General features: G+C 44.4%; 24 protein-coding genes. 15 read left to right on the top strand and 9 right to left on the bottom strand.

Annotation, left to right across the window (positions count from 1 at the left end):
• Window positions 1-16 precede the first annotated feature (16 nt).
• The gene (locus IW644_RS14455) at window positions 17-1,432 is read right to left on the bottom strand and encodes an NAD(P)-binding protein (RefSeq protein ID WP_269918184.1); all 1,416 of its coding nucleotides are present in this window, start codon (window positions 1,430-1,432) and stop codon (window positions 17-19) included.
• Window positions 1,433-1,556: 124 nt separating this feature from the next.
• Here IW644_RS14455 and IW644_RS14450 point away from each other — a divergent pair, with 124 nt between their 5' ends.
• Window positions 1,557-2,135, top strand: coding sequence for a TetR/AcrR family transcriptional regulator (locus IW644_RS14450; protein WP_141151490.1), 579 nt, complete (start codon window positions 1,557-1,559; stop codon window positions 2,133-2,135).
• Between the two features lie 49 nt (window positions 2,136-2,184).
• Here IW644_RS14450 and IW644_RS14445 read toward each other — a convergent pair whose 3' ends face one another.
• Window positions 2,185-3,660, bottom strand: a complete 1,476-nt coding sequence (locus IW644_RS14445) for a catalase (RefSeq protein ID WP_269918183.1) — start codon at window positions 3,658-3,660, stop codon at window positions 2,185-2,187.
• 505 nt (window positions 3,661-4,165) lie between these two features.
• Here IW644_RS14445 and IW644_RS14440 point away from each other — a divergent pair.
• A complete protein-coding gene (locus IW644_RS14440) occupies window positions 4,166-4,693 on the top strand; it encodes a hypothetical protein (RefSeq protein ID WP_269918182.1) in 528 nt (175 codons plus the stop codon).
• Window positions 4,694-4,829: 136 nt separating this feature from the next.
• On the opposite strand, the gene yghU is transcribed toward IW644_RS14440, so the two are convergent.
• Together yghU and IW644_RS14430 are read right to left on the bottom strand one after the other, a co-directional pair.
• On the bottom strand, window positions 4,830-5,687 hold the full coding sequence (gene yghU, locus IW644_RS14435; protein WP_269918181.1) for a glutathione-dependent disulfide-bond oxidoreductase: 858 nt from the start codon (window positions 5,685-5,687) through the stop codon (window positions 4,830-4,832).
• Window positions 5,688-5,968: 281 nt separating this feature from the next.
• Window positions 5,969-6,226: a hypothetical protein gene (locus tag IW644_RS14430; RefSeq protein ID WP_269918180.1), complete on the bottom strand. Its 258-nt coding sequence runs from the start codon at window positions 6,224-6,226 to the stop codon at window positions 5,969-5,971.
• Between the two features lie 376 nt (window positions 6,227-6,602).
• Between IW644_RS14430 and IW644_RS14425 the strand changes: the two genes are divergently transcribed.
• Window positions 6,603-7,931 carry an IS4 family transposase gene (locus IW644_RS14425; protein WP_269918179.1) on the top strand — a complete coding sequence of 443 codons (1,329 nt, stop codon included), beginning with the start codon at window positions 6,603-6,605 and terminating at the stop codon, window positions 7,929-7,931.
• 45 nt (window positions 7,932-7,976) lie between these two features.
• Here IW644_RS14425 and IW644_RS14420 read toward each other — a convergent pair whose 3' ends face one another.
• Together IW644_RS14420 and IW644_RS14415 are read right to left on the bottom strand one after the other, a co-directional pair.
• The gene (locus tag IW644_RS14420) at window positions 7,977-9,668 is read right to left on the bottom strand and encodes an NAD-dependent malic enzyme (protein ID WP_136783613.1); all 1,692 of its coding nucleotides are present in this window, start codon (window positions 9,666-9,668) and stop codon (window positions 7,977-7,979) included.
• A gap of 79 nt (window positions 9,669-9,747) precedes the next feature.
• Entirely contained in the window at window positions 9,748-12,414 is a 2,667-nt protein-coding gene (locus tag IW644_RS14415) for a penicillin-binding protein 1A (RefSeq protein WP_269918178.1), read from the bottom strand.
• A 136-nt stretch (window positions 12,415-12,550) separates the two neighbouring features.
• Here IW644_RS14415 and pilM point away from each other — a divergent pair, with 136 nt between their 5' ends.
• The 9 genes from pilM to IW644_RS14370 all read left to right on the top strand — a co-directional run bounded on the left by pilM (window position 12,551) and on the right by IW644_RS14370 (window position 21,732).
• Window positions 12,551-13,618, top strand: coding sequence for a type IV pilus assembly protein PilM (gene pilM, locus IW644_RS14410; RefSeq protein WP_269918177.1), 1,068 nt, complete (start codon window positions 12,551-12,553; stop codon window positions 13,616-13,618).
• Entirely contained in the window at window positions 13,606-14,184 is a 579-nt protein-coding gene (locus tag IW644_RS14405) for a PilN domain-containing protein (protein WP_269918176.1), read from the top strand. Before pilM ends, IW644_RS14405 begins: the two co-directional genes overlap by 13 nt.
• A 2-nt stretch (window positions 14,185-14,186) precedes the next feature.
• Window positions 14,187-14,798, top strand: coding sequence for a type 4a pilus biogenesis protein PilO (locus IW644_RS14400; protein ID WP_269918175.1), 612 nt, complete (start codon window positions 14,187-14,189; stop codon window positions 14,796-14,798).
• Window positions 14,795-15,322: a pilus assembly protein PilP gene (locus tag IW644_RS14395; protein WP_269918174.1), complete on the top strand. Its 528-nt coding sequence runs from the start codon at window positions 14,795-14,797 to the stop codon at window positions 15,320-15,322. Before IW644_RS14400 ends, IW644_RS14395 begins: the two co-directional genes overlap by 4 nt.
• Window positions 15,323-15,324: 2 nt before the next feature.
• Window positions 15,325-17,100, top strand: a complete 1,776-nt coding sequence (locus IW644_RS14390; protein ID WP_269918173.1) for a type IV pilus secretin PilQ — start codon at window positions 15,325-15,327, stop codon at window positions 17,098-17,100.
• Window positions 17,101-17,368: 268 nt separating this feature from the next.
• A complete protein-coding gene (gene aroK / locus IW644_RS14385; protein ID WP_014948032.1) occupies window positions 17,369-17,884 on the top strand; it encodes a shikimate kinase AroK in 516 nt (171 codons plus the stop codon).
• A 30-nt stretch (window positions 17,885-17,914) separates the two neighbouring features.
• On the top strand, window positions 17,915-18,982 hold the full coding sequence (aroB, locus tag IW644_RS14380; protein ID WP_269918172.1) for a 3-dehydroquinate synthase: 1,068 nt from the start codon (window positions 17,915-17,917) through the stop codon (window positions 18,980-18,982).
• 120 nt (window positions 18,983-19,102) lie between these two features.
• On the top strand, window positions 19,103-20,620 hold the full coding sequence (locus tag IW644_RS14375) for an SPOR domain-containing protein (RefSeq protein ID WP_269918171.1): 1,518 nt from the start codon (window positions 19,103-19,105) through the stop codon (window positions 20,618-20,620).
• 227 nt (window positions 20,621-20,847) lie between these two features.
• Window positions 20,848-21,732, top strand: coding sequence for a Dam family site-specific DNA-(adenine-N6)-methyltransferase (locus IW644_RS14370; RefSeq protein ID WP_269918170.1), 885 nt, complete (start codon window positions 20,848-20,850; stop codon window positions 21,730-21,732).
• 72 nt (window positions 21,733-21,804) lie between these two features.
• Here the strand turns inward: IW644_RS14370 and IW644_RS14365 are convergent, their stop codons facing one another.
• The 3 genes from IW644_RS14365 to IW644_RS14355 form a co-directional block, all read right to left on the bottom strand.
• On the bottom strand, window positions 21,805-22,002 hold the full coding sequence (locus IW644_RS14365; protein WP_269918169.1) for a DUF2970 domain-containing protein: 198 nt from the start codon (window positions 22,000-22,002) through the stop codon (window positions 21,805-21,807).
• Window positions 22,003-22,011: 9 nt separating this feature from the next.
• Window positions 22,012-22,320, bottom strand: coding sequence for a hypothetical protein (locus IW644_RS14360; protein WP_039217648.1), 309 nt, complete (start codon window positions 22,318-22,320; stop codon window positions 22,012-22,014).
• A gap of 173 nt (window positions 22,321-22,493) precedes the next feature.
• Window positions 22,494-23,315: a TorF family putative porin gene (locus IW644_RS14355; protein WP_179982155.1), complete on the bottom strand. Its 822-nt coding sequence runs from the start codon at window positions 23,313-23,315 to the stop codon at window positions 22,494-22,496.
• 305 nt (window positions 23,316-23,620) lie between these two features.
• On the opposite strand from IW644_RS14355, the gene rpe reads away from it, so the two are divergent.
• The 3 genes from rpe to IW644_RS14340 all read left to right on the top strand — a co-directional run bounded on the left by rpe (window position 23,621) and on the right by IW644_RS14340 (window position 26,020).
• Entirely contained in the window at window positions 23,621-24,298 is a 678-nt protein-coding gene (gene rpe / locus IW644_RS14350; protein WP_269918168.1) for a ribulose-phosphate 3-epimerase, read from the top strand.
• Between the two features lie 37 nt (window positions 24,299-24,335).
• Complete coding sequence (gene trpS, locus IW644_RS14345) at window positions 24,336-25,343, top strand: tryptophan--tRNA ligase (RefSeq protein WP_179982153.1); 1,008 nt, start codon at window positions 24,336-24,338, stop codon at window positions 25,341-25,343.
• Window positions 25,344-25,435: 92 nt separating this feature from the next.
• Window positions 25,436-26,020, top strand: a complete 585-nt coding sequence (locus tag IW644_RS14340; RefSeq protein ID WP_269918167.1) for an anthranilate synthase component II — start codon at window positions 25,436-25,438, stop codon at window positions 26,018-26,020.
• Window positions 26,021-26,130 lie beyond the last annotated feature (110 nt).

The raw sequence follows: 26,130 nt of genomic DNA, 5'->3' as shown, positions 1-26,130 counted from the left end.
CGTTATTTCTAACCTTTTAAAGTTGTCCGCTCGCTTTTAAGCTGTGTATGTAGGTCATCAGTTTTTGCATTGCCGGAGCCGCTGCTTCTTTCAAACGCCCTAATACCTGCATTTTTTGCATATCGTCTTTTGCCACGCCATGTACTATTTTTGAAAAGCCATCCAGCCGACAATGGTAGATCCACGCTTTAAGCGCCGAATCTTCACCCCAAATTTGCATATTCCGTAACATGGCGGCGGTCATAGGCAACCAATCGACGTCTCGATTAGGCAGCGGGACCACTTGTGTCAGCATCTGCTTTTGTTGTTCATCGCTGTAGGCAGCCTCAACGTGGGCAATAAGCGCCGCACTAAAAACAGGTTGATAGGCACGCACTGTTTGAGGGGTGATGGTGTCGCCATCGAACACTGCTTTCATCTCTAGGTTAGTCAGCGCTGAAGCAGAACAATCAATAACAAGGGCGTTATCCGGCATACTCCATGTTGTATTTTCAAATTGGAGTTTATCGCGGCTGATATGCTTAACCCGACCTTCCCTAACGATAGACGGAAGCGTTTGTAAAGCTTTTAGCTCTAATTCACTCACCGTTGCGCCGTGGAACATACTCGGTCTTACTTTCTTATCAATGCGCAGTAAAACACCGCGCTCTTCTAGTTTGTCGAACATATCTTCTATGGAAGTTGACGCAGCAATAGCTTCCATCTGATTCGCTTGTGCCCCAATAGAGTCGAAGAAGAAGTCGTCCAAAGGCTGGGTATTTTTACGGTTAAGTAACCACGCATCTCGCGATACCACCCAGTGGATGTTATTTGGGGCCACATGGTTTTCGAGCAGCCATAGGCAGGTATCAATACCTGTTTTCCCCCCACCGACCACCACGTAGTTATCAAAGCCTTCGATATTTTCAACCACGGTATTAACTGGCGTAAATGCAACATCGTTGTCGCGAGTAAAGCTTGGAGTATGGGTAAGTGGAATATTGGTATTTAAATAAGTGGCATCAACAACTTTCTTGTTCACGGTGACGTTGTAGTGCTTGCCATTTAAAGTTGATACAAACTGTTTATTTCCTTTGTACTCGCAAAGCGGGTAATACTGTACACGACTTGAAGGTAAAAAGGTTTCGTTCATTACCGCATCGAAATACGCACTAACTTCTTGCCCTGAAGCTAACCCCATTAGGCCTTCATTCATTCCGCACTTGTCGATTACGCCCCGATTTAGCTCTTTTGAGCACACACCATAGAACGCTGAAGGCTGGTGTAAGGTGACAAAGGGGTAAGCGTAATTCCAATGCCCGCCAGGCTTCGCATTTTTATCTACAATCAGAATGTTAGCGTTAGTTTCGTGAAGCAGTACATCGGCGAATGCCATCCCTACCGCGCCAGCGCCTACAATCAAATAATCGCAGGTTAATTGCTCAGTTTTCATATATAGTGTCCTTATGAATAACCTGCGGGCAGGCAGGTTAAATGTTAAACCAAGAGATATAACAGCGTTATAAACCCACTTTACATAACGGTGTTATATTGCGCAACATGTAAATGATGTGTAAATGAAAAAAGATACCCGACAAAAGATCTTAGATGCTGCTTCAGCACTGTTTTTAAAAGGCGGTACAAATGCGCTGAGCGTGCGTGCTATAGCCGAAGGCGCTGGTATGTCTACTATCGGCATTTATAGCCATTTTAAAGGTAAGCAGGGCATCCTAGATGCGCTCTATATTGAAGGTTTTGGATTGGTAGAGCGTGAAATGTTGGCGGCGGATGGCAATACTGCGGCGGAAAAAGTGATTAATGGCTGCGAGCGTATTTTAACGTTTTCAGAAACTCACGCGGCTCATTATCGACTAATTTTCGCTTCTAATTTGAAAGACTATACCCCATCAGATGAGGCGATAGAGGCAGGTGAAAAAGCGTTTATCACGCTAACTAAGCTTACCGCGGCGTTGATTAAAAAGGATCTGTCTGTTGAAGAAAAGCAAGATGTGGCTATGCAGGTATGGGCGCTTAATCACGGGTACATTACCTTAAATCAGCACGAAATTAGCAACCGTATTACCTGGAACAATTGGAAAGAACGCGCGCTTCAAGCCATTCGCTTACACGTATACGCCCTAGTCGCTACCCAGTAAAAAAAGGGGTCAGAGTATATTTTAATAAAGTACTCTGACCGCATTTACTCTATTTGCTGGCAACCGCCTCTCTTACACGAGCGCCATAATCACTATCAGCTAGGTCGTATTGTACGAACATGGCTTCTTGAACATCTTGTGTCGCTTGGCTTAGACCATCAGCGATATTGTTTACTAACTGCTGTTTTTGATCTTCACTCATAATGCGATACAGATCGCCTGCCTGAGAGTAGTTGTCTTCATCACGGTTATCATAAATGTCTAACCATGCATCTTGCTCTAATGGCATCGGTGGCTCTTGTACCTCTGACATTTCAGCAGGCTCACCAATTCGTGCTCGGTTATTCGGATAGAAGTTTGCTCCACTTCCCGCAAGCGCTGGGTTAATCCCTGCAAAAGCGCCATCTCGCTGATAATTGTGTACCGGACAACGTGGTGCGTTTACCGGTATTTGATTGTAGTTTGCACCAATGCGGTATCGATGCGCATCTTGATATCCAATTAATCGCGCTTGAAGCATTCTGTCTGGCGATGCGCCAATACCCGGTACCAAATTGCTCGGCGCGAACGCTGCTTGCTCAGTTTCTGCAAAGTAGTTATCAACATTGCGGTTTAACTCCAACTGTCCTACTTCAATTAATGGGAAGTCGCTGTGCGGCCATACCTTGGTCAAGTCAAACGGGTTAATATGATAATTGCGGGCTTCCTCTTCGGTCATGATCTGCACGTTCACTGTCCACGATGGAAAATCACCGTTATCGATACTTTCAACCAGGTCTTGTTGGGCACCAAAGGCAGGCATTTTCGCTGCTTCTTCATTAGTTAGCGTTTTGATACCTTGGTTAGTTTTAAAGTGCCACTTCACCCAATAGCGCTCACCTGCGTTATTCCAAAAGCTTAAAGTATGTGAGCTATAGCCATTCACGTGGCGATAGGAAAGCGGAATACCGCGGTCAGACATCAAAATTGTTGATTGGTGTAATGACTGCGGGTTGTTAGCCCAAAACTCATATACCGCCTGCGGATCTGGCAAGTTAGTGCGTGGGTTCTTCTTCTGGCTGTGTATGAAGTCAGGGAACTTAATACCATCTCGCAAGAAGAATACAGGTGTGTTATTTCCCACCATATCCCAGTTACCCTGTTCCGTGTAAAACTTCACCGAAAAACCACGAGGGTCACGAGCGTAATCGCTTGAGTCTTGACCGCCACCTACAGTAGAAAATCGCAAGAACACATCGGTTTTCTGCCCTTCTTTTTGCAAAAAGTCGGCAATAGTATAATCAGACAAGCTTTTAGTTAGCGTGAAAGTACCATATGCTGCACTGCCTCTTGCGTGAACTACGCGCTCTGGAATTCGCTCGCGGTTAAAGTGCGCAAGCTTCTCGAACAAATAGTGGTTGTCGAAAGTAACGGGGCCGCGGGGGCCTGCAGTTCGGCTTTGGTTGTCATTGGCAACGGGCGCACCATTGCTAGACGTTAGCGTGGTAGGGTTTATAGCTGTACCTGAAAATGGACACTTACTCATTGCGAATTCCTTCTAGTTCTTTTCTCGCCCTCTTTTCAGCTTTACTTAACGTGTCGCTAAAATTGGGCACTACGTACGTAACTAACAATGTTTGTTAATCACCTTTTCGTTTAAAAAGATAATCGCTGATTCACCCATGTAATTAAAGTGAACAAAATAGATAATGCTAATCGTGATTTCAAATCACGCTAAAACACTTATCGTTAGGTGAATTTTTTGCATATGTGTTTTTGCTACTTGGACATCGCACGATGAGGGTAAGCGTCGGCGAGCTTTGTATGACTGGAAGGAGCGAAAGCTACTCATCGCTATTGTTTGGCATCTTGGATAGTTGATTAAGCTTACAGGTCGAATGGATTTTTCGACTCAAACGTTTGGTTAACTGAGGTTAAAAAGCTATACAGAAATAAGGTAAAGAGAATTACTTTTTTGCAATGAAGGTCTAGCATTGTGCTTTTTTCGTAGCAAAGAACTAAACATTCGTAATCTACTAGGGGCTTGTGCCATGACAAAGCCACTCATATTCATCACCGGTTTTATAATGTTGTGCGTCATTGTCTTTGCATCTTGGAATACTTTTGAAACGCTTTGGCGTATTAACCACAAGAACAACGAGCTAACTTTTATGGGAAGTTCAGGTTGGCAGTGGCATAACAAATCACAAGGGCTTCAAATTAAGCGGGTCGATGGCTATTTGCCTGCGATGAGGAAAGTATCAGACAGCAAAGAATATGCTTCGCTTATTACCATTACCGAAAGCGGAAATTATCGCGGCTTTGTATTTTTTGACCAGGACTGTGAAGAAGGCGCTATTGTCTCAGAGCGTGTAACTTACAGTGCGGCAGAGCCGCCAAAACTTGAAGTATTACACTGCCTGCATGGAAAGCTGGTGTATATGAAAAACTGGACAACAGCACCTACAGAAAGATGGCGTGGCCGTGTGGGCGACTTCGAATTCGACGAAGCCTTAAATGAATGGGATTTCACACCGCTTCAACAAGCCTATTTAAAAAGTGTGGCAGAGCTCATTTGAAAATTGGGGGTCAGAGTACTTTTTGTCCCGCTTTTTGTCGATGCCCCTCTTTAGCCACTGTGATGCTAAAAAGGAAATTAACATAACTAAAGTACACTGACCCCATAATTTGAGTAATGTACTCTGACCCCATTATTTAGGTGTTGGCGAGGGCGTCGTCGATATCTTTTGCGCTGTGGCGGTTTGCTAACTGGCCGTCATCGCCCCAGGTTTTGTTGACAATACGACCTCGTTTGACGCCTTCTCGTTGCTCTAGCTGTTTAGCCCATCGTACCAAGTTGGTGTACTCGTGTACTTGAAGAAACGTTGCGGCATCGTAAAGATTTCCAAGCACTAAATTGCCATACCATGGCCATACAGCCATATCAGCAATGCTGTATTCACTTCCCGCCATAAACTCATTATTTGCTAAGTGCTTATCTAGCACGTCTAGTTGACGCTTAGTTTCCATAGTAAAGCGATTGATAGGATATTCCATTGGGTAAGGTGCATAGCTATAGAAGTGCCCGAAACCGCCACCTAAGTAAGGCGCCGAGCCTACCTGCCAGAATAGCCAGTTGAAACATTCCGTCTTGGCATGGGCATCTTGTGGAATAAACTTTCCAAACTTTTCCGCTAGGTAAACTAAAATTGAACCCGACTCGAAAAGCTTGGTTTCTGGCGACGTGGTCCTGTCGACCATAGCAGGAATTTTACTATTCGGATTAACGTCTACAAACCCAGAAGAAAACTGATCGCCCTCACCAATGTTTATTAGCCAAGCGTCGTATTCTGCTTCGTTCACGCCAGCAGCTAACAGCTCTTCAAGCATGATAGTCACTTTTTGACCGTTAGGTGTGGCTAACGAGTAAAGCTGCAAACCGTGTTCGCCATTCGGACGAGCCTTTTCATGGGTAGCGCCCGACACTGGGCGATTGATACTGGCCCATTTGTTGCCATCATCCTCAGCCTGAGTCCAAACTTTGGGTGGCGTGTAGTTACTTTCTGTCGACATAGCAATTCCTTTAAATGACTTTATCGTTAAGATTAGTGCAATACATAGCTACTAAGAACAGCTTTTAAAGACTTATAGCTCAACACTGTCGACTAATAAACGGCGATATACGTTTACTGACATAAAAAAGCCGCGTACCAGAGTTACCCGAAGCGCGGCGTTTGAATAAAAGGCGAGCAGTCCTTTGCCCGCAAACTGGTACTATTCGATAACTGCCGTTTTGGTGTCGCCAGCTTCAACTGTGGCAGTATCGATAGTGTGAAGAAAAGATTGGTCGCGAGTCACTTAACCTTGTAGTAGGCGTCAATTAAGTCGGATTCATCCAAATAGGCAAACATTTCACTTTGTTCATCCAGCGCGCTTTCTGAAACTGCACTAGCAGTCGTTTTAGTCGCTTTCTCTTTTTGTGCTGCCATATCAATATCGGTTGCATCGCAAGCAGAAAGTGTTGCAAGAGCAGCCATAACTAGCGACGTAGAGAATGAGCGCTTAATAATTCGCGCACAGAAAAGACTTACCTTGTTTTTAAACTTGGTCATCAATAACACCTCTTGCTCCTTGTTGTGACTGCCAAGAGGTCTTTCAATTATTGTGCCAACAAGAATTAATCGTTTAATTACATATAGTTAACCATTAGAACACGGTAAATAGTGCAAGTTGAGCGAAGGAAATGTTGCGCATAGGCAACACCGTTTTACATTTGAAAGATGCTTTGCAAGAAATGGGTAAAATACCGGCAGGTGTACCGTTAGTTTAAGCCTCTATTAAGTGAGAATGTGTTCTGCAAATGGTATTTATGCATAAAAAAAGCAGGCTTTGCCTTAATGCCGATCAGTTAAGAAATATTTTAGCGATCGGTTGACCGATCTTTTATAGATGTAAAAATCCGATGAGCACTCGCCATCGGATTTTTTTATGGATATCAAAACAGCGTTAGATACTGCTTTCAATGCCAGTACCCAGTTTCACTCATTCGAAAAGCTCTCAACTTTCTTAGACCCTTCAATTATCGACGAAGCCTTTGTAGAAGCAGGTGTGGCAACCGTTAGAAAGCGCCGCTTACCGCTTGAATCGGTAATGTGGTGTGTCATGGGAATGAGTCTTTTTAGGCAAGAATCAGTGTGGAATATTGCTACTAAGATGGATATTGCATTGCCCGGTAAAGCACCGCTGGTAGCGCCAAGCGCTATGGTTCAGGCGCGACAGCGCTTGGGAACTGAGGCCGTTGAACAGTCTTTTAAAAAGATGGCTAAACATTGGTACCAGCAGAATCAATTCGAAACATGGAACGGGTTGAATTTACTTGGTGTCGATGGTGTCGTATGGCGAACGGCTGATACTGCAGAGAACCGAGAAAAATATGGCTCTGGCAGCACACAATATGGTGATACAGCCTTTCCTCAGATTCGCATGGTCTGCCAGATGGAGCTGACAAGTCATCAACTTATAAACAGTGTATTTGACAAGTATAAGTCTAACGAGATGGTGCTAGCAGAACAGCTAATTAAAGACGCGCCTAACCACTCGCTCACTATGTTTGACCGTGGTTTTTATTCGTTGGGTTTACTCCACCAATGGCATAGCGAAGGACAAGAAAGACACTGGATGATACCCGCCAGAAAAGGCCTCCAGTTTGAAGTATTAGAGAGCTATAGCCGTGTTGATAAGCGGGTAAAACTAACAACCACACCTCAAGCGAGAAAGAAACTTCCCACGCTTCCCAATGAAATTGAAGCGCGACTGATTACGAAGAAAATTAAAGGAAAAGAGTGTCGAATTCTTACATCTCTTACCGATGTCATGCGCTATCCCAGTGACGAGATTGTAGATTTATACAGCCATCGCTGGGAAATTGAATTAGGGTACCGAGAGATGAAGCAGACACTACTGAATAGTGAATACACGCTTCGGAGTAAGCGGCCTGATATGGTTGAGCAGGAGTTATGGGGATTACTGCTGGCTTATAACCTGATACGAGTGGCAATGACTGAAGTTGCACTGCGCAAAGGCATCTGGCCTAATCAGCTAAGCTTCAGTGGGTGTTCTAGCGCAGTGATTGCATTCCTTCTAACAACAGGGCTTACAAGCCCCGGGAAGCTGCCCGTGTTGTATGAAAATCTTATCAATCAGCTGACTTACTACGAGCTACCGACACGCCGAGAAGACAGGTTATATCCGAGATGTGTTAAACCTAAACCGGGTAAGTACCCCACTAAAAAGAAAAATGCCAGTCAGCTTAACTGACTGGCATTAAGGCTTAGCCTGCTTTTTCAAAAGCGTTAGCTGCTTTTAGATGCTAACACGCTTGTAAGGGCGATATTCTGCTTTCCAGAAGTTACGCTCAATGCTGGCGCGCAGTGCGTCGTCAGACATTTCGAGCGCTAACCCTTGCTCCATAGCAACTTTACCTACTTCAAAAGCGATTTCGCGGCTTATTTCAGCAATGGCTGCAAGGGGTGGTAGCAGTGAACCCTGCCCCGTGTTGACTAATGGCGACGCTGCCGCTAGCGCGTTACTTGCTGCCATAAGCATTTCATCGCTTATCAGCTTCGCTTTTGATGCGACAACACCAAGGCCGATACCCGGGAAAATATACGAGTTATTACACTGAGCAATAGGAATAATATTGCCATTGTACTCAACAGGCTTAAATGGGCTGCCTGTTGCAATAATCACTTCACCTTCGGTCCATTCAATAACTTGCTCAGGACGCGCTTCAACCTGACGCGACGGGTTACTCAGTGGGAAGATTATTGGCAACTCACAGCCTTGTTTCATGGCACGAATCACTTGTTCAGTGAACAAACCTGGCTGGCCTGAAACACCGATAAGTACGTCAGGCTGCGCACAGTACATCACATCTAAGAGTGACGCGTAATCTCCACTGAATGTCCAATCAGCTAAATCTGCATTTTTCTGCTGAAGCTTTTGCTGGAAGTCGCGTAAACCTTCCATACCCTCAGTTACCAAGCCAAAGCGATCAATCATAAACACTTGCTTACGCGCTTGTTCGTCAGTAAGGCCTTCAAACACCATTTGTTGAATAAGCATTTCGGCAATGCCACAGCCAGCCGAACCTGCACCCACGAACACAACTTTCATGTCGCGTAGTTTTTGCTGCTTGGTTTTACACGCCGCCAAAATAGTACCAAGGGTAACGGCAGCGGTACCTTGAATATCGTCATTAAAACAGCATACGTCGTTGCGATAGCGGTTTAATAACGGCATAGCGTTTGGCTGCGCAAAATCTTCAAATTGAATCATGACATCAGGCCAGCGACGCTTCACAGCGTTAATAAACATATCAACGAATTCGTCGTATTCTTCCTGCCCAATACGCGGGTGGCGAGCGCCCATATACATTGGATCATTCAGTAGCTTTTCGTTGTTAGTGCCTACATCTAACATCACAGGCAACGTGTACGCCGGGCTAATTCCCCCACACGCGGTGTAAAGTGATAGCTTTCCGATAGGAATGCCCATGCCACCTATACCTTGGTCACCCAAGCCTAGGATACGCTCACCGTCGGTTACAACAATGACTTTTACCTTGCGTTTTGTCGCATTGCGAACGATGTCATCTAGCTGGTGGCGTTCTTCATACGATACAAACAACCCACGCGAGCTACGATATATGTCGGAAAACTGTTCACACGCATCACCCACTGTTGGCGTGTAGATAATAGGCATCATCTCATCGATGTGCTTTTGAATAAGACGGTAAAACAAGGTTTCGTTGTTGTCTTGTATAGCGCGCAGATAGATATGCTTATTCAGAGCTTCATCAAAGCTGCTGTACTGCATGTAAGCACGTTCAACCTGCTCTTCAATGGTTTCGTACCTCGGTGGTACTAAACCCGTTAAGTTAAACGCTGCTCGCTCACGAGCAGTGAAAGCACTACCTTTGTTAAGTAGGGGCGTTTCCAGCAATGAAGGGCCGGCATGAGGAATATAAAGATATCGCTGTGAATCTTCTGACATTGGTTTTCCGATAATGTGTTCAGGCAAATATACCGCCTAAGCTCGAAGCGGCACGCTCATGGCGTGCCCTTTTTTGTAATTAGAATATTTCTTCTGGCTCTGGCGCAGTAGTCTTGTCCTGCGTGGCGGGATCTAACACTTCGTCATCGCGAACGTAAGTCGTTGGTTCCGTACCTTGCAGGAAATATTCGAATAGTGTCGTATGGTCTGTACGTCTGGTCAACTTTCCACTGGTACGATCAATGCGAACACGTACTATATTCTCTGGTACGGGCATAGGCGTATGCGGTTTATTTTCAAGGGCATGCTGCATAAATCTTATCCATGCAGGCTCCGCCGCTTTCGCGCCATCTTCAATACCAATCAAAGCGTTACCAATCCAGTTGAACTTCTCAGGGTCCTTGTTGATCAGGTTTTGGTTACGCGTTGAACGGCCTAATTGACGGCCCATATTGTCGAACCCAACCCAGGCAGTTGCTACTAAGTCCTTATGGAAGCCACTAAACCAGGTATCACGAGAGTCATTTGTAGTACCCGTTTTACCAGCAATATCGGTGCGCTGAAGAATATTTCGGGCACGCCAGCCTGTGCCTAACCAATAGGTCTTTTTGCTCCAGTTTCCGTTTGCTCTAACAGCTGTTCGCATCATTTCTGCCACTAAGAAAGCGTTTTGAGCAGTAATGACCTGCGGCGCTATTACCTTTTCCGTGATTTCATCATCACCGTTGATGTCACCAAGTAAAATATCTTGATTCAGTTCAGCAGCTAGTAAGGCTTCAATATCCGCTTCTTCGTCTTCCGGTAATATTTCCGGGTCGCTTTGATTCTCACAACGATTGCACGCCCAAACTGGGTTCGCTTTCCAAAGCTCATCACCGTTTTCATCAAGCACTTTGCTGATAAAATGGGGGTTTACTAAGTAGCCACCGTTCGCAATGACCGACATGCCCCGTACCACTTCAAGTGGCGTATGTGAGCTGGACCCAAGGGACACAGTTTCATCAAGCGGAATATCGTCTTTATTAAATCCAAAGCGCGTTAGATAATCAGCCGTTTCTCTAAGACCGACACCACGGAGTAATCGAACCGATACTACGTTTTTCGATTTACCAAGGGCTTTACGCATTCTGATTGGACCGTCGTATTCAGCCGGCGAGTTTTGGGGGCGCCACGCTACACCTGTAGCCGCGTTCCATTGGTTAATAGGCGCGTCGTTTATAATAGAAGCAAGGGTGTAACCACTGTCTAACGCTGCTGAATAAACGAAAGGTTTAATGTTTGACCCCACTTGGCGCTTAGCCTGCGTTGCCCGGTTAAACTGGCTTTGATAGAAGCTATAGCCACCAACAACTGCTTCAACCGCACCGTTTTTCGGGTTAAGTGCGATAAAGGCTCCGCTTACCTCGGGAATTTGCGAAATACGCCACTGCCCTTCTTGCTGCCTAATGTAAATAACCGCACCTTCTTGGGTTACATCTGACGCGGTTTTAGGGTCACTGCCCTGTCTAAAATCCGTAATGTAACGTCTCGCCCAGTCCAAGCCATCCCACTCTACCGTAATGGCTCTTCCATCAACGGCAAGCACATCGATTGACTGTTCATTTACCTTTGTTACCACAGAAGGCAGTAGAGGCTTAATGTGAGGGATTTCTTCTAGCACTCGAATAAGTGATTCGTCATCCCATTCTTCTCGCGTTGTTTTATTACTTACGTCAAAGCTTAGCGAAAGCTGAGGAATTACGTCATCTTTGCCTTCTTGCTTTGGAATATCCCATAGGTACCCCAACGCCCCTTTATAACCATGACGTTCATCGTAATCGTGAAGGTTTCTCACTACCGCTCGTTGTGCGGCTAATTGAAGGTCAGACGTTGCTGTTGCGAATACTTGATAGCCTCCAGTTTCTGCTTCTTCTTTGCCATAAATTTCGACCATTTCGTTGTAAATGGTGTCAGCCAAATAGGGCGCATCAACTTCAATTTCGGCGCCGTGCTTTTTGGCCGTAACTGGCGCATTAGCAGCTTCATCAAACTGTGCTTTAGTGATGTATTCTTCATCTAACATTCGAAGCAGCACAACACGTCGGCGCTCTACAGAACGCTGTGGCCCGCTGATTGGGTTAAGCACTGAAGGTGCTTTTGGAAGACCTGCGATAGTAGCAATTTGGGCTAAAGAAAGCTCGTTAAGCGGTTTACCATAATACACCTGAGCCGCCGCACCGAAACCAAACGCTCTATGGCCTAACTCAATTTTATTTAGGTACAGCTCCAAAATTTCTTGTTTGGAGAGCTCTTGTTCCATATGAAGGGCAATGAAGATTTCTTTAATCTTACGAATGTAGGTTTTTTCGCGGCTAAGAAAGAACCCTCTTGCAAGCTGCATGGTTAAGGTGCTTGCACCCTGACGCTTCTCGCCCGTTAGCACTAAACTGACTGCAGCACGCATTATGCCGATAGGGTCGATACCGTGATGTTCGTAGAAGCGGCTGTCTTCGGTTGCGAGTATGGCATCGATTAATTCTTGCGGAACTTCCTCAAGTTTTACCGGGATCCGCCGTTTAACTCCATACTGCGAAATAAGTTTTCCGTCTTTGGTGTATATCTGCATAGGGGTTTGCAGCCTTACATCCTTAAGTACAGTAACACTTGGTAGGTCAGGTTTGATATAAAAGTAAATACCTACCAGTGCTGCAAAACCGAGAAGGCCTGATAGAAAACTAAATAAAATAAGTGGTTTAATGTACTTCACTGTAACGGATACCAAGACATTTTGTTGAAATGACGTATATTCTATACGTATGTGTTATCTGTAGAACCATACGCACAATACTAATAGAGTAATATTGTACTTTAGAGCAACTACCTTTGAAACTGGACACTTGCACATGAAATCGCTGTTCAAAAAAAAGCTGCCGCCCATTGTGGGCTTAGACATAGGCACGCGTCAAATAAAAGCGGTATGGCTAGAACAATCAAGAGACGGGTTCGTCCTTCAAGGGTATGCCTGCGAACCCATTACTAAGATCGCTTTTTCAGAGCGAGATATCAAAGATTACGAATCGGTCAGCATCGCGCTTAAAAAAATTCGCAAATCTTTGAAGACAAAATTAAAGTTAGCGAATGTTGCGGTGGCAGGTACGTCGGTAATTAGTAAAATTGTATACATGGATCCTGAACAAAACGATTACGATCTTGAAAATCAAATTGAGATAGAGGCAGACAGTCTTATTCCCTACCCCCTTGAGGAAGTTTATTTAGATTTTGAAGAAATGGGCCCAAGTACAACGCATACCGGCAAAGTAAACGTATTGCTGACCGCCGCTCACAAAGATTTAGTAGATAGTCGCCTTCTACTGACAAGAGAAGCCAATTTCGAGCCTAAAATTGTTGATATGGAAAATTACGCTATTGGTAATGCGTTAGACTTCTTTCATGCCCCTCAAGAGGAAGATGAGCCGCTTTGCTGTATTAATGTCGGTGCCTCATTACTTCAGATATGCGTGATTAGAAATGGTGACGTGATTTACACCAAAGAGCATGCATTTGGGCTTAACCAACTAATCAATGATATTAGCGCCATCCATATGGTAGAACGAGAGGTGGCAGAGCGTCAGTTATTAGATGGGACACTTTCAGGCAATTGGGTAGAAGACACCCTCCCCATTTTTGCAGCTAACCTTCAACAGAACATCAATCGTGCACTTCAGATGTATATGAGTACTCTGCATGCAGAGCGACCAAAGAAGATCCTGTTAAGTGGTGGCGCAGCAACTATCGAACCATTGGTAGACATTCTGAAACAAGACTTAGGCCTTGAAGTGGATTGCTTTAACCCGTTTAGCAATATGACAATAAATCCAAAACTAGATACCACTCGACTTAACAAAATTGCGCCGCAGCTTGCGATTGCTGCAGGTCTGGCGAGCCGGAGTTTTACGCCATGGCACATGTAAACTTACTGCCCTGGCGAGAAAAACAGCGCCAACATCAAAAACAACAGTACTTAGCTGGACTAGTTGCCGTAGCGGCTATTGTGGGACTCATTTTTTGGTTTATTGGGCAAGCGATTGACCAGCAGATAAATAATCAAAATTCACGTAACCAATACCTTGAACGTGAAATTGCCGTTCTTGACGCACAAATTGGTGAAATAAAAAAAGTTAAAGACAAAAAGAACGCTGTAGAGCAACGTATGGCCTTAATTGAACAACTTCAGGCCAGCCGAAACGTAGCACCTATCGTGTTTGATGAGTTAGCCAAACTGGTCCCTCAAGGCGTTGCTTTTGAGTCAATGACAAGAAGTAATAACAGCATCAAAATAGAAGGGATAAGCGATTCAAACAACCGGTTATCAGACTTTATGCGAGCCTTAGATAACTCTAAAGTATTCGTAGGCGCAGAGCTTTCTACTATAAAATCTGACAGCAGTGCGGCAAGAGCAATCAGTAACTTTACCCTTACGTTTTCGATAAACCCGAATGTTGCTCCCCTAGAAAGCACAAGTAGTGAGGCGCAATAATTATGAAGTTTGACGTTTCGAAACTTAAAGAATTAAACGAGCTCGATTTTGAACAAATAGCAATCTGGCCGAATGAAGTGCGTATTGTCGTTGCTGCATTCGTTGCAATTTTAGTAGGCGCGCTGAGCTACTATATGTTGGTAAGCCCAAAACTCCCTATAAGAGATGCTGCTGAGTTAAAAGAACAAGAGCTAAAGCTGCAGTTTGAAGCGAAGTATCGTATCGCGGCGAATTTAGAGGCCTATGAGGCGCAGCTAGCGAAAATTAAGGAAGACTTTTCTTCCATGCTTAAGAGCTTACCCACGAGTAACGAGACACCAGGTTTACTTGACGACATCACCTACGTTGGTACGTCGGCAGGCCTGACATTTGAACTGCTCAACTGGCAACAAGAAGTACCAAAAGAATTCTATACTGAGCTCCCTATCGAAATGGAAGTCAGTGGCGGATACCACAACTTCGGCGAGTTTGTATCTAAAGTTGCTGACTTACCTCGTATTGTTACGCTTCACGACTTTGATATTAAACGTGAAGTAGGCGGCCTATCTCTTAAGCTTCAAGCTAAAACCTATCGCTCTGAAAACTCCTCTGATTTTGAAGGAGATGAGCAATGATCCGTTCACTTATCGCCCTTTTGACCTTAGTCCTCATCGCGGGCTGCTCGCCAAAACTGAATGACCTTCAAGCCTACACACAAAGTGTGAAAGAACGCGCGCAGCCTCAAATTGAGCCCTATCCAGAATTTAAAAGTCACCCGCCATTTAGCTATACGTCAAGCGCGTTGAGAAGCCCATTTGACCGCCTGCGCAACGATGCAGCGCCAGTAGTTAAAGCGCGCGTGGAAAACTGTCTACAACCTAACTTTCAACGTCCAAAAGAAGCATTGGAGGCTTATGGCGTAGATGCCCTCGCACTTGCAGGCAATTTTGCTGTTAAAGGAGTGAACTGGGCATTATTAAAAAGCAACGATGGCGCTCTACATAAAGCTAAAGTAGGGAGTCGTATCGGATTGTTTTATGGCAAAATTATGCAAATTGGCACCGACTCAATTACTATTGAACAATTGTTACCTGATGGTGCAGGCTGCTGGCAAAGGAAAACAACAACAATGACTACAGCATCGAAGGCGGGAGAGTAAGCATGGCCGAACGATACATTTTCAATAAATCTCTCAATCGTAGAGCGCCTAAATGGTATTGGCTGGCCTTCGCTGTCGCTGCAATATTTTCGTTTACTTTTTTAATTTCTCACCCTGTTAAAGCACAGGAGCCACTACTGGTAGATCCTAACGCTAAGCGAAACGAAACGGCGCCCACAACTACCATTACGAACATAGACTTTACCCAAGCTGCAAATAGCACTGCGGTTACCTTGGTAGAATTTGTAGGCACAGCACCAAAGGTGCAACTTATTGAATCTCAGGGCAAGGTAACACTTACGCTTACTAACACAGCATTAGCTGAAGATCAGCTAGTAGAACTATCCGTGGCTGATTTCGGCACTATCGTTTCAACCATAGAAACCTTCGAAGACAACAGCGACGCTCGTATTGAGATAAATTACTCAGGTCAAGTTACTGTAAAAAACACGGTGAAAGATAGTGTTTTACGCGTAGCAATCTCGCCAATGGACAGCGAACAACAAGAAGCCCTTGAGGCAGAGAAAAAATACACTGGCGACCCTATATCTTTAGACTTTCAAGACGTACCAGTAAGGCAAGTTCTACAAATTATTGCGCAAGTAAATGGCTTTAACCTTGTAACGACTGACACCGTATCAGGTAATGTCACCATTAGTTTGTCTGGCGTTCCTTGGGACCAAGCCTTAGATATGATTTTGCGCGTCAAAGGATTAGACAAGCGTTTAGAGGGCAATATCTTGTTGATTGCGCCGGCAGAAGAATTGTCTGCTCGTGAAACTCAAGCGTTACAATCTAAAAAACAAGTTTCAGATTTGGCCCCTCTGCATACAGTAAATATTTCTGTTAACTACGCTAAAGCTTCTGCATTAGCCACTATTTTGAAATCTACCGAAGGCGGTATTCTTTCCGAGCGTGGCGGTGTTACGGTAGATGAGCGGACCAACACCCTACTTATTCGCGATACCTTAGCGTCTATTGATGAAGCAAGAAAAACCATCAACGCGCTAGATATTCCCGTAAAGCAAGTGCTGATAGAAAGTCGCATGGTTACTGTCCTTGACGATGTTGACGAGCAGTTAGGCGTTCGGTGGGGGTTCAGCGACCGCCAAGACGATAACGGCGTATCAGGCTCCCTTGAAGCAGCCGATACCATTGCCGGAGGCGTAGTGCCTAGCATTGATAACCGTCTTAATGTGAACCTTCCAGTGACCAGCGCTGCGGGAAGCATCGGCTTTCAAATTGCAAGTTTAGTAGACGGCACAATTCTAGATCTTGAACTTTCTGCGCTGGAATCAGAGAACAAGGGTGAAATTATTGCAAGCCCCCGTATTACCGTGGCTAATCAGCACGAAGCTTACATTGAACAAGGTACAGAAATTCCTTACGTTCAAGCAACGTCGAGCGGTGCAACGTCGGTAGAATTCAAAAAGGCTGTGCTATCACTTAAAGTTACGCCGCACATTACGCCAGACAATCGCATAATTTTGGATTTAGTTGTAACCCAAGACACCCGCGGTGAGACTGTGTCTACCTCAACCGGTGATGCGGTAGCCATAGATACCCAGGAAATCAAAACCCAGGTATTGGTAGAGAATGGTGAAACTATCGTGCTTGGCGGAATTTTCCAACAAACCAGTTCAGACGGCGTATCTAAGGTACCTTTATTTGGTGATTTGCCTTTTATAGGCGCCTTATTTAGAAATACCTCACAGCTTCAACAGAAGCGAGAGCTACTTATTTTTGTTACACCTAAAATTGTTACAGAAAGACCATAAGTAACATTTCACCGACAAAAATCGCGCATCTTGATGCGCTTTTTTTGTTTTAAGGCTTTTTTTGTAACTAAATTTACAGGTATACGCTATTTGTTAGTAACAAAACTTGCATCGCCTTGCATGAAACTGAGATAATCCCCGCCTCGAAATTTAAGCGAGGTTTAAGGAGTGGTGCTTATTGGACACTAAATAGGCACGAGTCAATGGGTAGGCTGGTAAGGCAACAGTGCACTGCCCCTAACATGATTAAGTTGTGATATAAGCAAATATGGCTGAAAAACGTAATATCTTTTTAGTTGGCCCAATGGGTGCTGGCAAAAGTACCATCGGTAGACATCTGGCAGACGAACTTCACCTAGACTTTTTTGATTCGGATCAGGAAATTGAGCGCCGTACCGGTGCGGATATCGCCTGGATCTTCGACCTTGAAGGCGAAGACGGTTTCCGTAAACGCGAAGAAAACGTCATCAACGATTTGACAGATAAGCAAGGTATTGTACTTGCCACTGGCGGCGGTTCTATTGTAACTAAAGCAGTGCGCAATCGTTTATCTGCCCGCGGCATCGTTGTTTATCTACAAACCACAATCGATAAACAAGTAGCCCGTACACAACGCGACAAACGTCGCCCTTTGCTACAAAACGAAGATCCAGAACAAGTTCTTCGCGATCTTGCAGAAATGCGCAACCCGCTTTACGAAGAAGTTGCTGATTACATTGTTGATACAGACGACCAAAGTGCACGTGCTGTAGCAAATCAAATTATCAGTAAAATCGGTCTATAAATTAAATATGTAATAGGAGGTGCTACGCCAATGTCAACCTTAACTGTGGAACTTGGAGAACGTAGCTATCCTATACAGATAGAGGCTGGGCTGCTTTCGCAACCCGGCCTTTTTAGTGCCTACATAAAAGGCCCGCTGGCGGTTATCGTAACAAATGAGACCGTTGCCCCGCTTTACTTAGAAACCGCTAAAGCAGCATGTGGTGACGTTCACGTTGAAACCATTATTTTGCCAGATGGCGAGCAGTACAAGAATTTAGAACAATTCGAAGTAGTCATGACTCGCCTTCTCGAACTAAATGCGGCAAGAGATACAACACTTATTGCCCTTGGCGGTGGTGTGATAGGTGACCTCACAGGCTTTGTTGCAGCAACTTACCAACGCGGTGTGCCTTTTATTCAAGTCCCTACTACCCTGCTTTCTCAGGTAGACTCATCGGTAGGCGGGAAAACCGCAGTAAACCACCCTCTAGGTAAAAACATGATTGGTGCTTTTTACCAACCTGTTTATGTTGCTATCGATACTGACTCACTTGCGACACTACCGCCAAGAGAATTTGCTGCTGGTATGGCAGAGGTTATTAAATACGGCATTATTTACGATGCACCGTTTTTTACGTGGCTTGAAGAAAACGTTAATGCACTTACGTCTCTTGATACTGAAATCCTTACCTACGCCATTTCTCGCTGCTGCGAAATAAAAGCAGATGTGGTTGCGAAAGACGAACGGGAAGGTGGCTTACGCGCCATTCTTAACTTAGGCCACACGTTTGGTCATGCTATTGAAGCTGAACAAGGTTATGGCAATTGGCTACACGGCGAAGCGGTAGCCGCTGGTACTATAATTGCTTGTAAAGCTGCTGAAGCATTAACATGGTTTGAAGCGTCAGAAACACGACGCGTGACAGCGCTATTCGAAGCTTTTGCACTGCCTATTGCAGGGCCTAGTAGCATGACGAAAGACGACTATGTTAAGCACATGAAACGCGATAAGAAAGTGGAAGCCGGCAATATTAGATTTGTACTTCCTCAAGGCATTGGCAAAGCGGTTGTTACTAAAGACGTCACCGACGCCATTCTTACTGACATTCTCTCTTAGTCAATCGCGTTCGCGACAAACTGGCAGCGTGCCCTTTCATTATTCCCGAGACTTGGGAACTAATAACAAGGTGCGTTGCTAGACTAGTTTTAAAGCAACGGTGAATAAGGGCAAACTCCCATGCAAAGTGAACTGCATGAACGTTTGGAATATCTGGTTAATTACTCCTCTCAGCTGATCTTTGTCAGCGGTGAGTCTATTGCTCAACAACAAAAAACCCTTGAAGCCTTTGTCTTTCAACAGCACGACGATACCGAAATTGCGTATTTGACCGCGCAAGATAATATGGAGCCTTCCGACTACCGTAGACAGCTTTGTCGGCAGCTACTTGGTCAAGTAGTGGGAAGCTTTGTTCGCCCCCTTAATGAATTACTTTCTGATTTGAATAGCCACGAAGGCCCAATTCTAATCGCTATCACCCAAGCCCATAACCTTCCTGATGCACTGTTACAAGAGCTGTGGGATTTGGTCTTACAAAGTCGATTTGCTGGAAACAAACAACATTTAAACGTGCTTTTATTTGCAAATAACGCATGGGCCGAGCGCGCTAAACAATGGCTTCCTGCTAAAAATACTGAAACTCCGCTTATTATTAGCAGCCAGTCTGTGATTAGTGAGCAGCCTAATTACGAGTCAGACCTCGATAAAATGATAGCTTCCCGAAGAGAAGCGTTTCAGGCTCATTTAGAAAATAGACAACGTGAAAATACTAAGACATTCACTAACCCGCTAAAAACAAAATGGTTTTATGCTGGTGTAGCTCTGGTGTTTCTGGCCACATTCTCTGGCCTAATTTATTGGCAGTACGGTGAAAAGCTGGCATCAATTTTCACTCCTATTAGCCAGCAAACTCTTGAATCTAATCAAACTCAGGTTGAACCGGGTTCAGCCTATAACAAGCTAATTGCTGACGGCAATGGTGACGAAAGGCTTAATGCCGACGAGGAAAAAAACAGAGAAGTCACAGCTGCTGAAAAGCAAAATGACGTAAGCGCACAAACCGGTAATGTGGAAATTGTCTCGGCTCCAAGTGTAACTTTTGAGCTAACCGGTCAATCAACCCTTGATAAGCCAATGGAAAATGAAATAGCAGAGAATGACTCGCTAATTACCGACTGGGAAAGCGCAGTATCATCATTACCTGATGCAGGCTCTTTGTCTGAAACAGAAGGCGTTAATAGTAATATTACTTCAAGGGCGCAAAGCAGTAACTCTTCCTCTGTCGAGACTAGTCGAGGTGAAAGTAATGGGCAAACGGCTTCAGAGAATACACAAACAGCACTAACGAACCCGCAAAACACTGATACGGCGCTCAGCAACGATAATGTAAACCAAACATCACTGCAGGCAAACCAGTGGATTAGCGCTAACGATTACGCCATTCAGATGCTAGCGATGAAAAGCGAATCGGTGCTCAATGCGTTCTTGCGAGAAAACAATCTTGTAGACCAAACCCGCATTTATAAAACTGAACGCTACGGTGGCGATTGGTTTGTGGTTGTTTTTCGAGAAGTTTACCCCTCACTATCGCAAGCACAGCAAACTCGCGCAGCGTTACCCGAATACCCTGGCAGACAAAATGCGTTTATAAAGCGGGGGAGTCAGATCCTAGCTGAAATAGACAGAGCGCAAAATTAAGCCGATTCGAAGTCATAAGCGCCTAGTTAGTTCTGATTATTTAGCTAAATTCCACTCTTGCGACACTTGTTGGTTGTCCGTTTTACTGATGAAAGTTACAATCTACCTTTAGCGTGGTGATATCTGATACTGATCAGCGTAAAAGTATAAAGACGACCCTTTCCCTTGGAACGGCGGCGCAAGGAAAAACCACCGTCTTCATTCCGTCTAGGTAGTAACGTTTAAGCATGATGCAGAAAAAGAACCGTGCCTTTTTAAAGTGGGCCGGTGGCAAATACAGCTTGGTTGAGCACATTCAGGCCAGATTACCGCAAGCTAACAAACTTATAGAACCGTTTGTTGGTGCTGGATCTGTATTTCTGAATACGCAATACAAACGCTACCTGCTTAATGATATCAACCCTGACCTCATTAACTTATACAACTTCTTAAAAGCCCAACCCGACGCGCTTATTAACGATGCGCGCTCATTTTTTGACGGGAGCCGTAATGAAGAGAAGATGTATTATGACCTACGTGAAGAATTCAACGGCACGCAAGACGAATACTATCGCGCCATTCTTTTTCTTTATTTGAACCGCCACGGCTATAACGGTTTGTGCCGATATAGCCTTCAAGGTCGCTTTAATGTGCCTTTTGGCCGGTACAAAAAGCCTTACTTTCCAGAAGACGAAATGTTTGTGTTTTCCGAAAAAGCACAAAAGGCCACCTTTACCTGCCTACCGTTTGAGAAGGTTTTTTCAAGAGCTAGGCGAGGCAATGTTATTTATTGCGACCCACCCTACGCACCTATTAGCAAGACAGCAGCTTTCACCAGTTACGCGGCGCGAAGTTTTGGGCAAGAGTCACAAGAAAAGCTAGCAGAACTGGCCACCCGAGCTTCTAAAAAGCGTGGTATACCTGTGTTGATATCAAACCACGATTTACCGCTAACCCGTGCTTTATATCAAGGTGCAGACTTTAGCATGCTGTCAGTTAAACGTTCGATTAGCCAAAATGGCGCGAAGCGACAGCCAGTAGATGAGATATTGGCTTATTTCCCACCCGCTAAAGTCGTTGTGAAACGAAAAACACGCAAGAAAAAAACAGCTCAGCGCCCTTCTGCTGAATAATTATTGCAAGATGAAAGGTTAGAAAACACCTATTTGAAGCAATGAAGCGCTTTTGCTAAGTGTGAAGACCTATCAACCGTAGCCTGTATACCACTTTACGAACATAAAAAGTGAAACGACGAATATCACAACTAAAACAACACCGATAATAGCAAAGCTGATAAAGGTACCTTTGGTAAAGTCGCGTTCATAGTTTTTGTGGCTTTGAACACCGAACAAACTTGCCACTACACTACCTAGAACTGACCAGAAACCAGTACCAGATTGCATAATATCCCCTTAAGAGTCGTTTGAGGGTGAGGTGAAATCGCGATTACCATCGTCGCTGTGTAGCAACTCTAGTAAATCTAAAAAGTGAAACTGGAAGGACGGTGACTTTCCTGCTATCCATGACAGCCAGCTAACCTCTTCAACTCCCTCTTGATGACGGGCGCATTGGTTTTGAATGTGGCTTGCAGGAAGTTTTGGATTAAACTCGGTAACAGGCTGAAATTCACAAACAGACGAGCGTGAGCTTGGCGGGTTTGTAACGGCCACGCTAACTAGGGCGACGGCTCCACAAATCGCAAAAAAAGGAAGAACTTTCATCCTGAATACCCCTTACACTCGTTTAAAATTTAATCTCATTATAATCAAAAGCAGGTAACGAACAAGTTAAAAATACGTGCTATTTAAAATGAAAAGCCTAATGCAATTACATTAGGCTTTTACTACTCAACGTTTTAATAAAGAGGTCGATCCATCGGACTCTTTTTGAAAAATTAAAGCTCGAAGTCTACTGAATAAGCTACAGTAAATTTAACTGCATCGTTATCATATTCGTCGTCACCGCCCATATCATCAAGGTCAGTGCCTGTAATTGCAAAACTAAATCCGTCTTTTGCAATTGAAACACCGTAGTCTACATAACCTTCAACGCCATTGAACGCTTCAGCAAAGTCACCTTCGTGATAACCTACGTGAAAACCAAGTTCAGTACCGTTTAAAATTTCGGTGCTGTAATCAAGTGATGTGTATGATGCTTGAGCGAAACCAAAGTCCTGCCCTTCGCCCTCATCGGCCTCAGTGTGAGCTAATAAGTAAACAGTAAGGCTAAAGCCCCCCATGCCTACTGAGCCATATACTTCTGCGAAGTCGAAGTTCGCTTCATCATCGTAGTTGTAGTAAAGGTAACCGAAATCATACGCGATGCCGTCAGACTCGCCAGCAAAACCAAAATACATATCGTGCTCGTATGAATATTCATCACCTGCACCGTAATTCACGTTAGACGCCCACGTACCCGCATAGAAACCACTCTCGTGTGCGTAGTCGATACCGCCCTGTACAGCAGCTTCGTTAGTTGTCTGTGTTAGACCACGCCAAATGTAGTTGCTGGTAGCACTTGCATTGGCAGTAAATTCGCCTTCGGCATAGCTCGGCATTGCAGTTAGTAGACACGCTGAAGAAATAGCAGCGGCAAGTAGGGTTCTTTTTGTAGATGTTTTCATGTGTGTTCTCCAGTCAAATTCAAACTTGTTGTAATTCGTTTTTTCTGTCTGTGTTTTCTTTTTTGGACTGGGTAACGCAAAGTTAATGCCCATTTATGGTTCATTAAAAATGCCTGCTAATTTATTCGTAACGCATTGATAAAAAACAATTTATAAATGCATCCTTAAATCCTTCTGTAATTTATTCAGTTGAAGCGCAGTTTAAAAATGCACCAATAAAACGCAGCCTCACCAAAATTGGGCAGCAGCACGCTTTACGGTTGTCTGTCTTAAATTTATGTCAAATCAACCTTGATGTGCCCTTTGCATAGTAAAGAAGCATGGTTTTGGGTAAACTTTCGCTACCTTATACCGTAAGTGGCAACGCACCTTGTTGTTTTTGACTTGAAGGACACGCAATGAAACCCTTTTTAATTGCCCCATCAATACTCTCTGCCGACTTTGCTCGACTTGGTGAAGACGTAGAAAAAGTATTAGACGCAGGCGCCGATGTGGTGCATTTCGATGTGATGGATAACCACTATGTGCCAAACCTTACGTTTGGGCCAATGATTTGCGAAGCATTGAGAAAATACGGCATAACCGCGCCGATTGATGTTCACCTTATGGTAAAACCAGTAGATGACCTTATTGAGAAATTCGCCAATGCAGGGGCAAGCTACATCAGCTTTCACCCAGAAGCGTCTGAACACATAGACCGGTCTCTTCAGCTTATTATTGATGCAGGCTGCAAACCCGGCTTGGTATTTAATCCAGCCACGCCGCTACACTACTTAGATCATGTTATGGATAAACTACACCACATTCTTATAATGTCGGTGAATCCTGGCTTTGGCGGCCAAAAGTTTATCCCCAGCACCCTAGATAAAGTACGTGCGGTGAAGCAGCGTGTACTAGAAAGCGGCTATGACATTCGAATTGAAATTGACGGTGGCGTAAAAGTCGATAACATTCGCGCAATAGCAGAAGCTGGTGCAGATATGTTTGTGGCTGGTTCGGCCATTTTTTCTCAACCCGATTACAGCGATGTGATTGCGCAAATGCGCGATGAACTTTCATCGCTATCTAAAGCTTAGTTTTTAACAAAATTTAACGTATTACAGGTAAATAGAAATGAGTAATAAACCCGTTGTATTAAGTGGCTGCCAGCCTTCAGGACAACTTACCCTTGGCAACTATATGGGTGCACTTAAACAGTGGGTTTCCATGCAAGACGATCACGACTGCTTATACATGATTGTCGATTTACATGCGATCACTGTAAGACAAGATCCAAAGCAGCTTGCCGAAGCCTGTCTTGATGGCCTTTCTCTTTATCTAGCTTGCGGTATTGACCCGCAAAAAAGCACGCTATTTTTGCAATCACATGTGCCTGAGCATGCGCAGCTGTCGTGGGTATTAAATTGCTATGCTCAAATGGGCGAGCTAAACCGCATGACGCAGTTTAAAGATAAGTCTGCGAAAAACGAGAACAACATAAACGTGGGCTTGTATAGCTACCCTGTGCTTCAAGCAGCAGATATTTTGCTTTATCAAGCGGACAAAGTACCTGTGGGTGAAGATCAAAAGCAACACCTTGAGTTAACACGCGACATTGCTACCCGCGTGAATAACTTATATGGCGATGTATTCCGTTTACCTGACCCTTATATTCCAGAGTTCGGTGCTCGTATCATGAGCCTGCAAGAACCAGAAAAGAAAATGTCTAAGTCAGATAACAACCCCAATAACTTCATTGGTCTGTTAGAAGATCCTAAGAAGCTAGCTAAGAAGATTAAACGCGCGGTAACCGACTCTGACGAACAAGCCAATATTTACTTCAATCCAGCCGAGAAACCAGGTGTATCTAATCTACTTACCCTGCTTTCATTAGCAACGGGTAAAACAGTAAAAGAGCTTGAGCCTGAATATACAGATAAAATGTACGGCCACTTAAAAGGTGATGTTGCAGATGCCGTGGTATCTTTACTAGAGCCTATCCAAACCCGCTATGCTGAAATTCGTGCGGATAGAGCGTACTTAGACGACGTTATGCGCCAGGGTGCGGAGAAAGCATCAGCACGCGCAGCAGAGACTTTAGCCAAAGTTTATAAAGCAGTGGGTTTTATTCCAAAGCCGTAACTTAAATACTGCAACTAAAAGACATGAAGCGTTAATAAAGCGCTTCATGTCACAACCGTTGCTTTATAGATATACCAAGGATTAACACTGCTGTGTTGCTGTTAATTGATAACTTCGATTCGTTCACTCATAACCTTGCTAGGTATTTCACAGAGCTAGGTGCTGACGTTGAAGTAGTGCGAAACAACGCCCTCAGTCTTGACGATATATCGCGCTTAGCACCTTCTCAGCTTGTTATCTCGCCAGGCCCTTGCACACCTAACGAAGCGGGTATTAGTTTATCTGCAATAGAGCATTTTGCCGGTGAAATTCCCATAATGGGCGTTTGCTTAGGTCATCAAGCCATAGGTCAAGTTTTTGGTGCAGAAGTGGTAGGCGCAAAAGAAATAAAACACGGTAAAGTTTCAGCATTGTCCCATCACAATACAGGGCTATTTAAAGGGCTACCAAACACCTTTAACGTAACCCGCTACCATTCATTAGTATTAAGCCCTGAATCTTTACCTCCATCACTACGCGTCGATGCTTGGTGTGAGACAGCGTTGGGTACAAAAGAAATTATGGCCGTTTCCCATAATCGCTACCCTATATGGGGTGTTCAGTATCACCCTGAATCATTACTTACCGAACACGGTCATAGCGTGCTTGAAGCTTTTCTTCACCATAAAAAGGTTTAAGTCTACAGTCTTGTTGCCGATACCCTACATAGTGTAAAAGGTTGCGCTTGAAGGCCGTTAAAATTCGCAATTCACTGATTTTTCGTTTAACTTTTCATAATCAAGTTTAG

The organism is Alteromonas sp. PRIM-21, from assembly GCF_027563165.1.
Lineage (GTDB): Bacteria > Pseudomonadota > Gammaproteobacteria > Enterobacterales > Alteromonadaceae > Alteromonas > Alteromonas macleodii_A.
Note: the sequence above shows the minus strand (reverse complement) of the source record. Positions and strands in the feature narration are given on the sequence as shown.

Bases quoted from the DNA above. Each gene is read 5' to 3' on its own strand.
- IW644_RS14455 (WP_269918184.1), bottom strand. From the start codon at position 1,432: ATGAAAACTGAGCAATTAACCTGCGATTATTTGATTGTAGGCGCTGGC.
- IW644_RS14450 (WP_141151490.1), top strand. From the start codon at position 1,557: ATGAAAAAAGATACCCGACAAAAGATCTTAGATGCTGCTTCAGCACTG.
- IW644_RS14445 (WP_269918183.1), bottom strand. From the start codon at position 3,660: ATGAGTAAGTGTCCATTTTCAGGTACAGCTATAAACCCTACCACGCTA.
- IW644_RS14440 (WP_269918182.1), top strand. From the start codon at position 4,166: ATGACAAAGCCACTCATATTCATCACCGGTTTTATAATGTTGTGCGTC.
- yghU (WP_269918181.1), bottom strand. From the start codon at position 5,687: ATGTCGACAGAAAGTAACTACACGCCACCCAAAGTTTGGACTCAGGCT.
- IW644_RS14430 (WP_269918180.1), bottom strand. From the start codon at position 6,226: ATGACCAAGTTTAAAAACAAGGTAAGTCTTTTCTGTGCGCGAATTATT.
- IW644_RS14425 (WP_269918179.1), top strand. From the start codon at position 6,603: ATGGATATCAAAACAGCGTTAGATACTGCTTTCAATGCCAGTACCCAG.
- IW644_RS14420 (WP_136783613.1), bottom strand. From the start codon at position 9,668: ATGTCAGAAGATTCACAGCGATATCTTTATATTCCTCATGCCGGCCCT.
- pilM (WP_269918177.1), top strand. From the start codon at position 12,551: ATGAAATCGCTGTTCAAAAAAAAGCTGCCGCCCATTGTGGGCTTAGAC.
- IW644_RS14405 (WP_269918176.1), top strand. From the start codon at position 13,606: ATGGCACATGTAAACTTACTGCCCTGGCGAGAAAAACAGCGCCAACAT.
- IW644_RS14400 (WP_269918175.1), top strand. From the start codon at position 14,187: ATGAAGTTTGACGTTTCGAAACTTAAAGAATTAAACGAGCTCGATTTT.
- IW644_RS14395 (WP_269918174.1), top strand. From the start codon at position 14,795: ATGATCCGTTCACTTATCGCCCTTTTGACCTTAGTCCTCATCGCGGGC.
- IW644_RS14390 (WP_269918173.1), top strand. From the start codon at position 15,325: ATGGCCGAACGATACATTTTCAATAAATCTCTCAATCGTAGAGCGCCT.
- aroK (WP_014948032.1), top strand. From the start codon at position 17,369: ATGGCTGAAAAACGTAATATCTTTTTAGTTGGCCCAATGGGTGCTGGC.
- aroB (WP_269918172.1), top strand. From the start codon at position 17,915: ATGTCAACCTTAACTGTGGAACTTGGAGAACGTAGCTATCCTATACAG.
- IW644_RS14375 (WP_269918171.1), top strand. From the start codon at position 19,103: ATGCAAAGTGAACTGCATGAACGTTTGGAATATCTGGTTAATTACTCC.
- IW644_RS14370 (WP_269918170.1), top strand. From the start codon at position 20,848: ATGATGCAGAAAAAGAACCGTGCCTTTTTAAAGTGGGCCGGTGGCAAA.
- IW644_RS14365 (WP_269918169.1), bottom strand. From the start codon at position 22,002: ATGCAATCTGGTACTGGTTTCTGGTCAGTTCTAGGTAGTGTAGTGGCA.
- IW644_RS14360 (WP_039217648.1), bottom strand. From the start codon at position 22,320: ATGAAAGTTCTTCCTTTTTTTGCGATTTGTGGAGCCGTCGCCCTAGTT.
- IW644_RS14355 (WP_179982155.1), bottom strand. From the start codon at position 23,315: ATGGGCATTAACTTTGCGTTACCCAGTCCAAAAAAGAAAACACAGACA.
- rpe (WP_269918168.1), top strand. From the start codon at position 23,621: ATGAAACCCTTTTTAATTGCCCCATCAATACTCTCTGCCGACTTTGCT.
- trpS (WP_179982153.1), top strand. From the start codon at position 24,336: ATGAGTAATAAACCCGTTGTATTAAGTGGCTGCCAGCCTTCAGGACAA.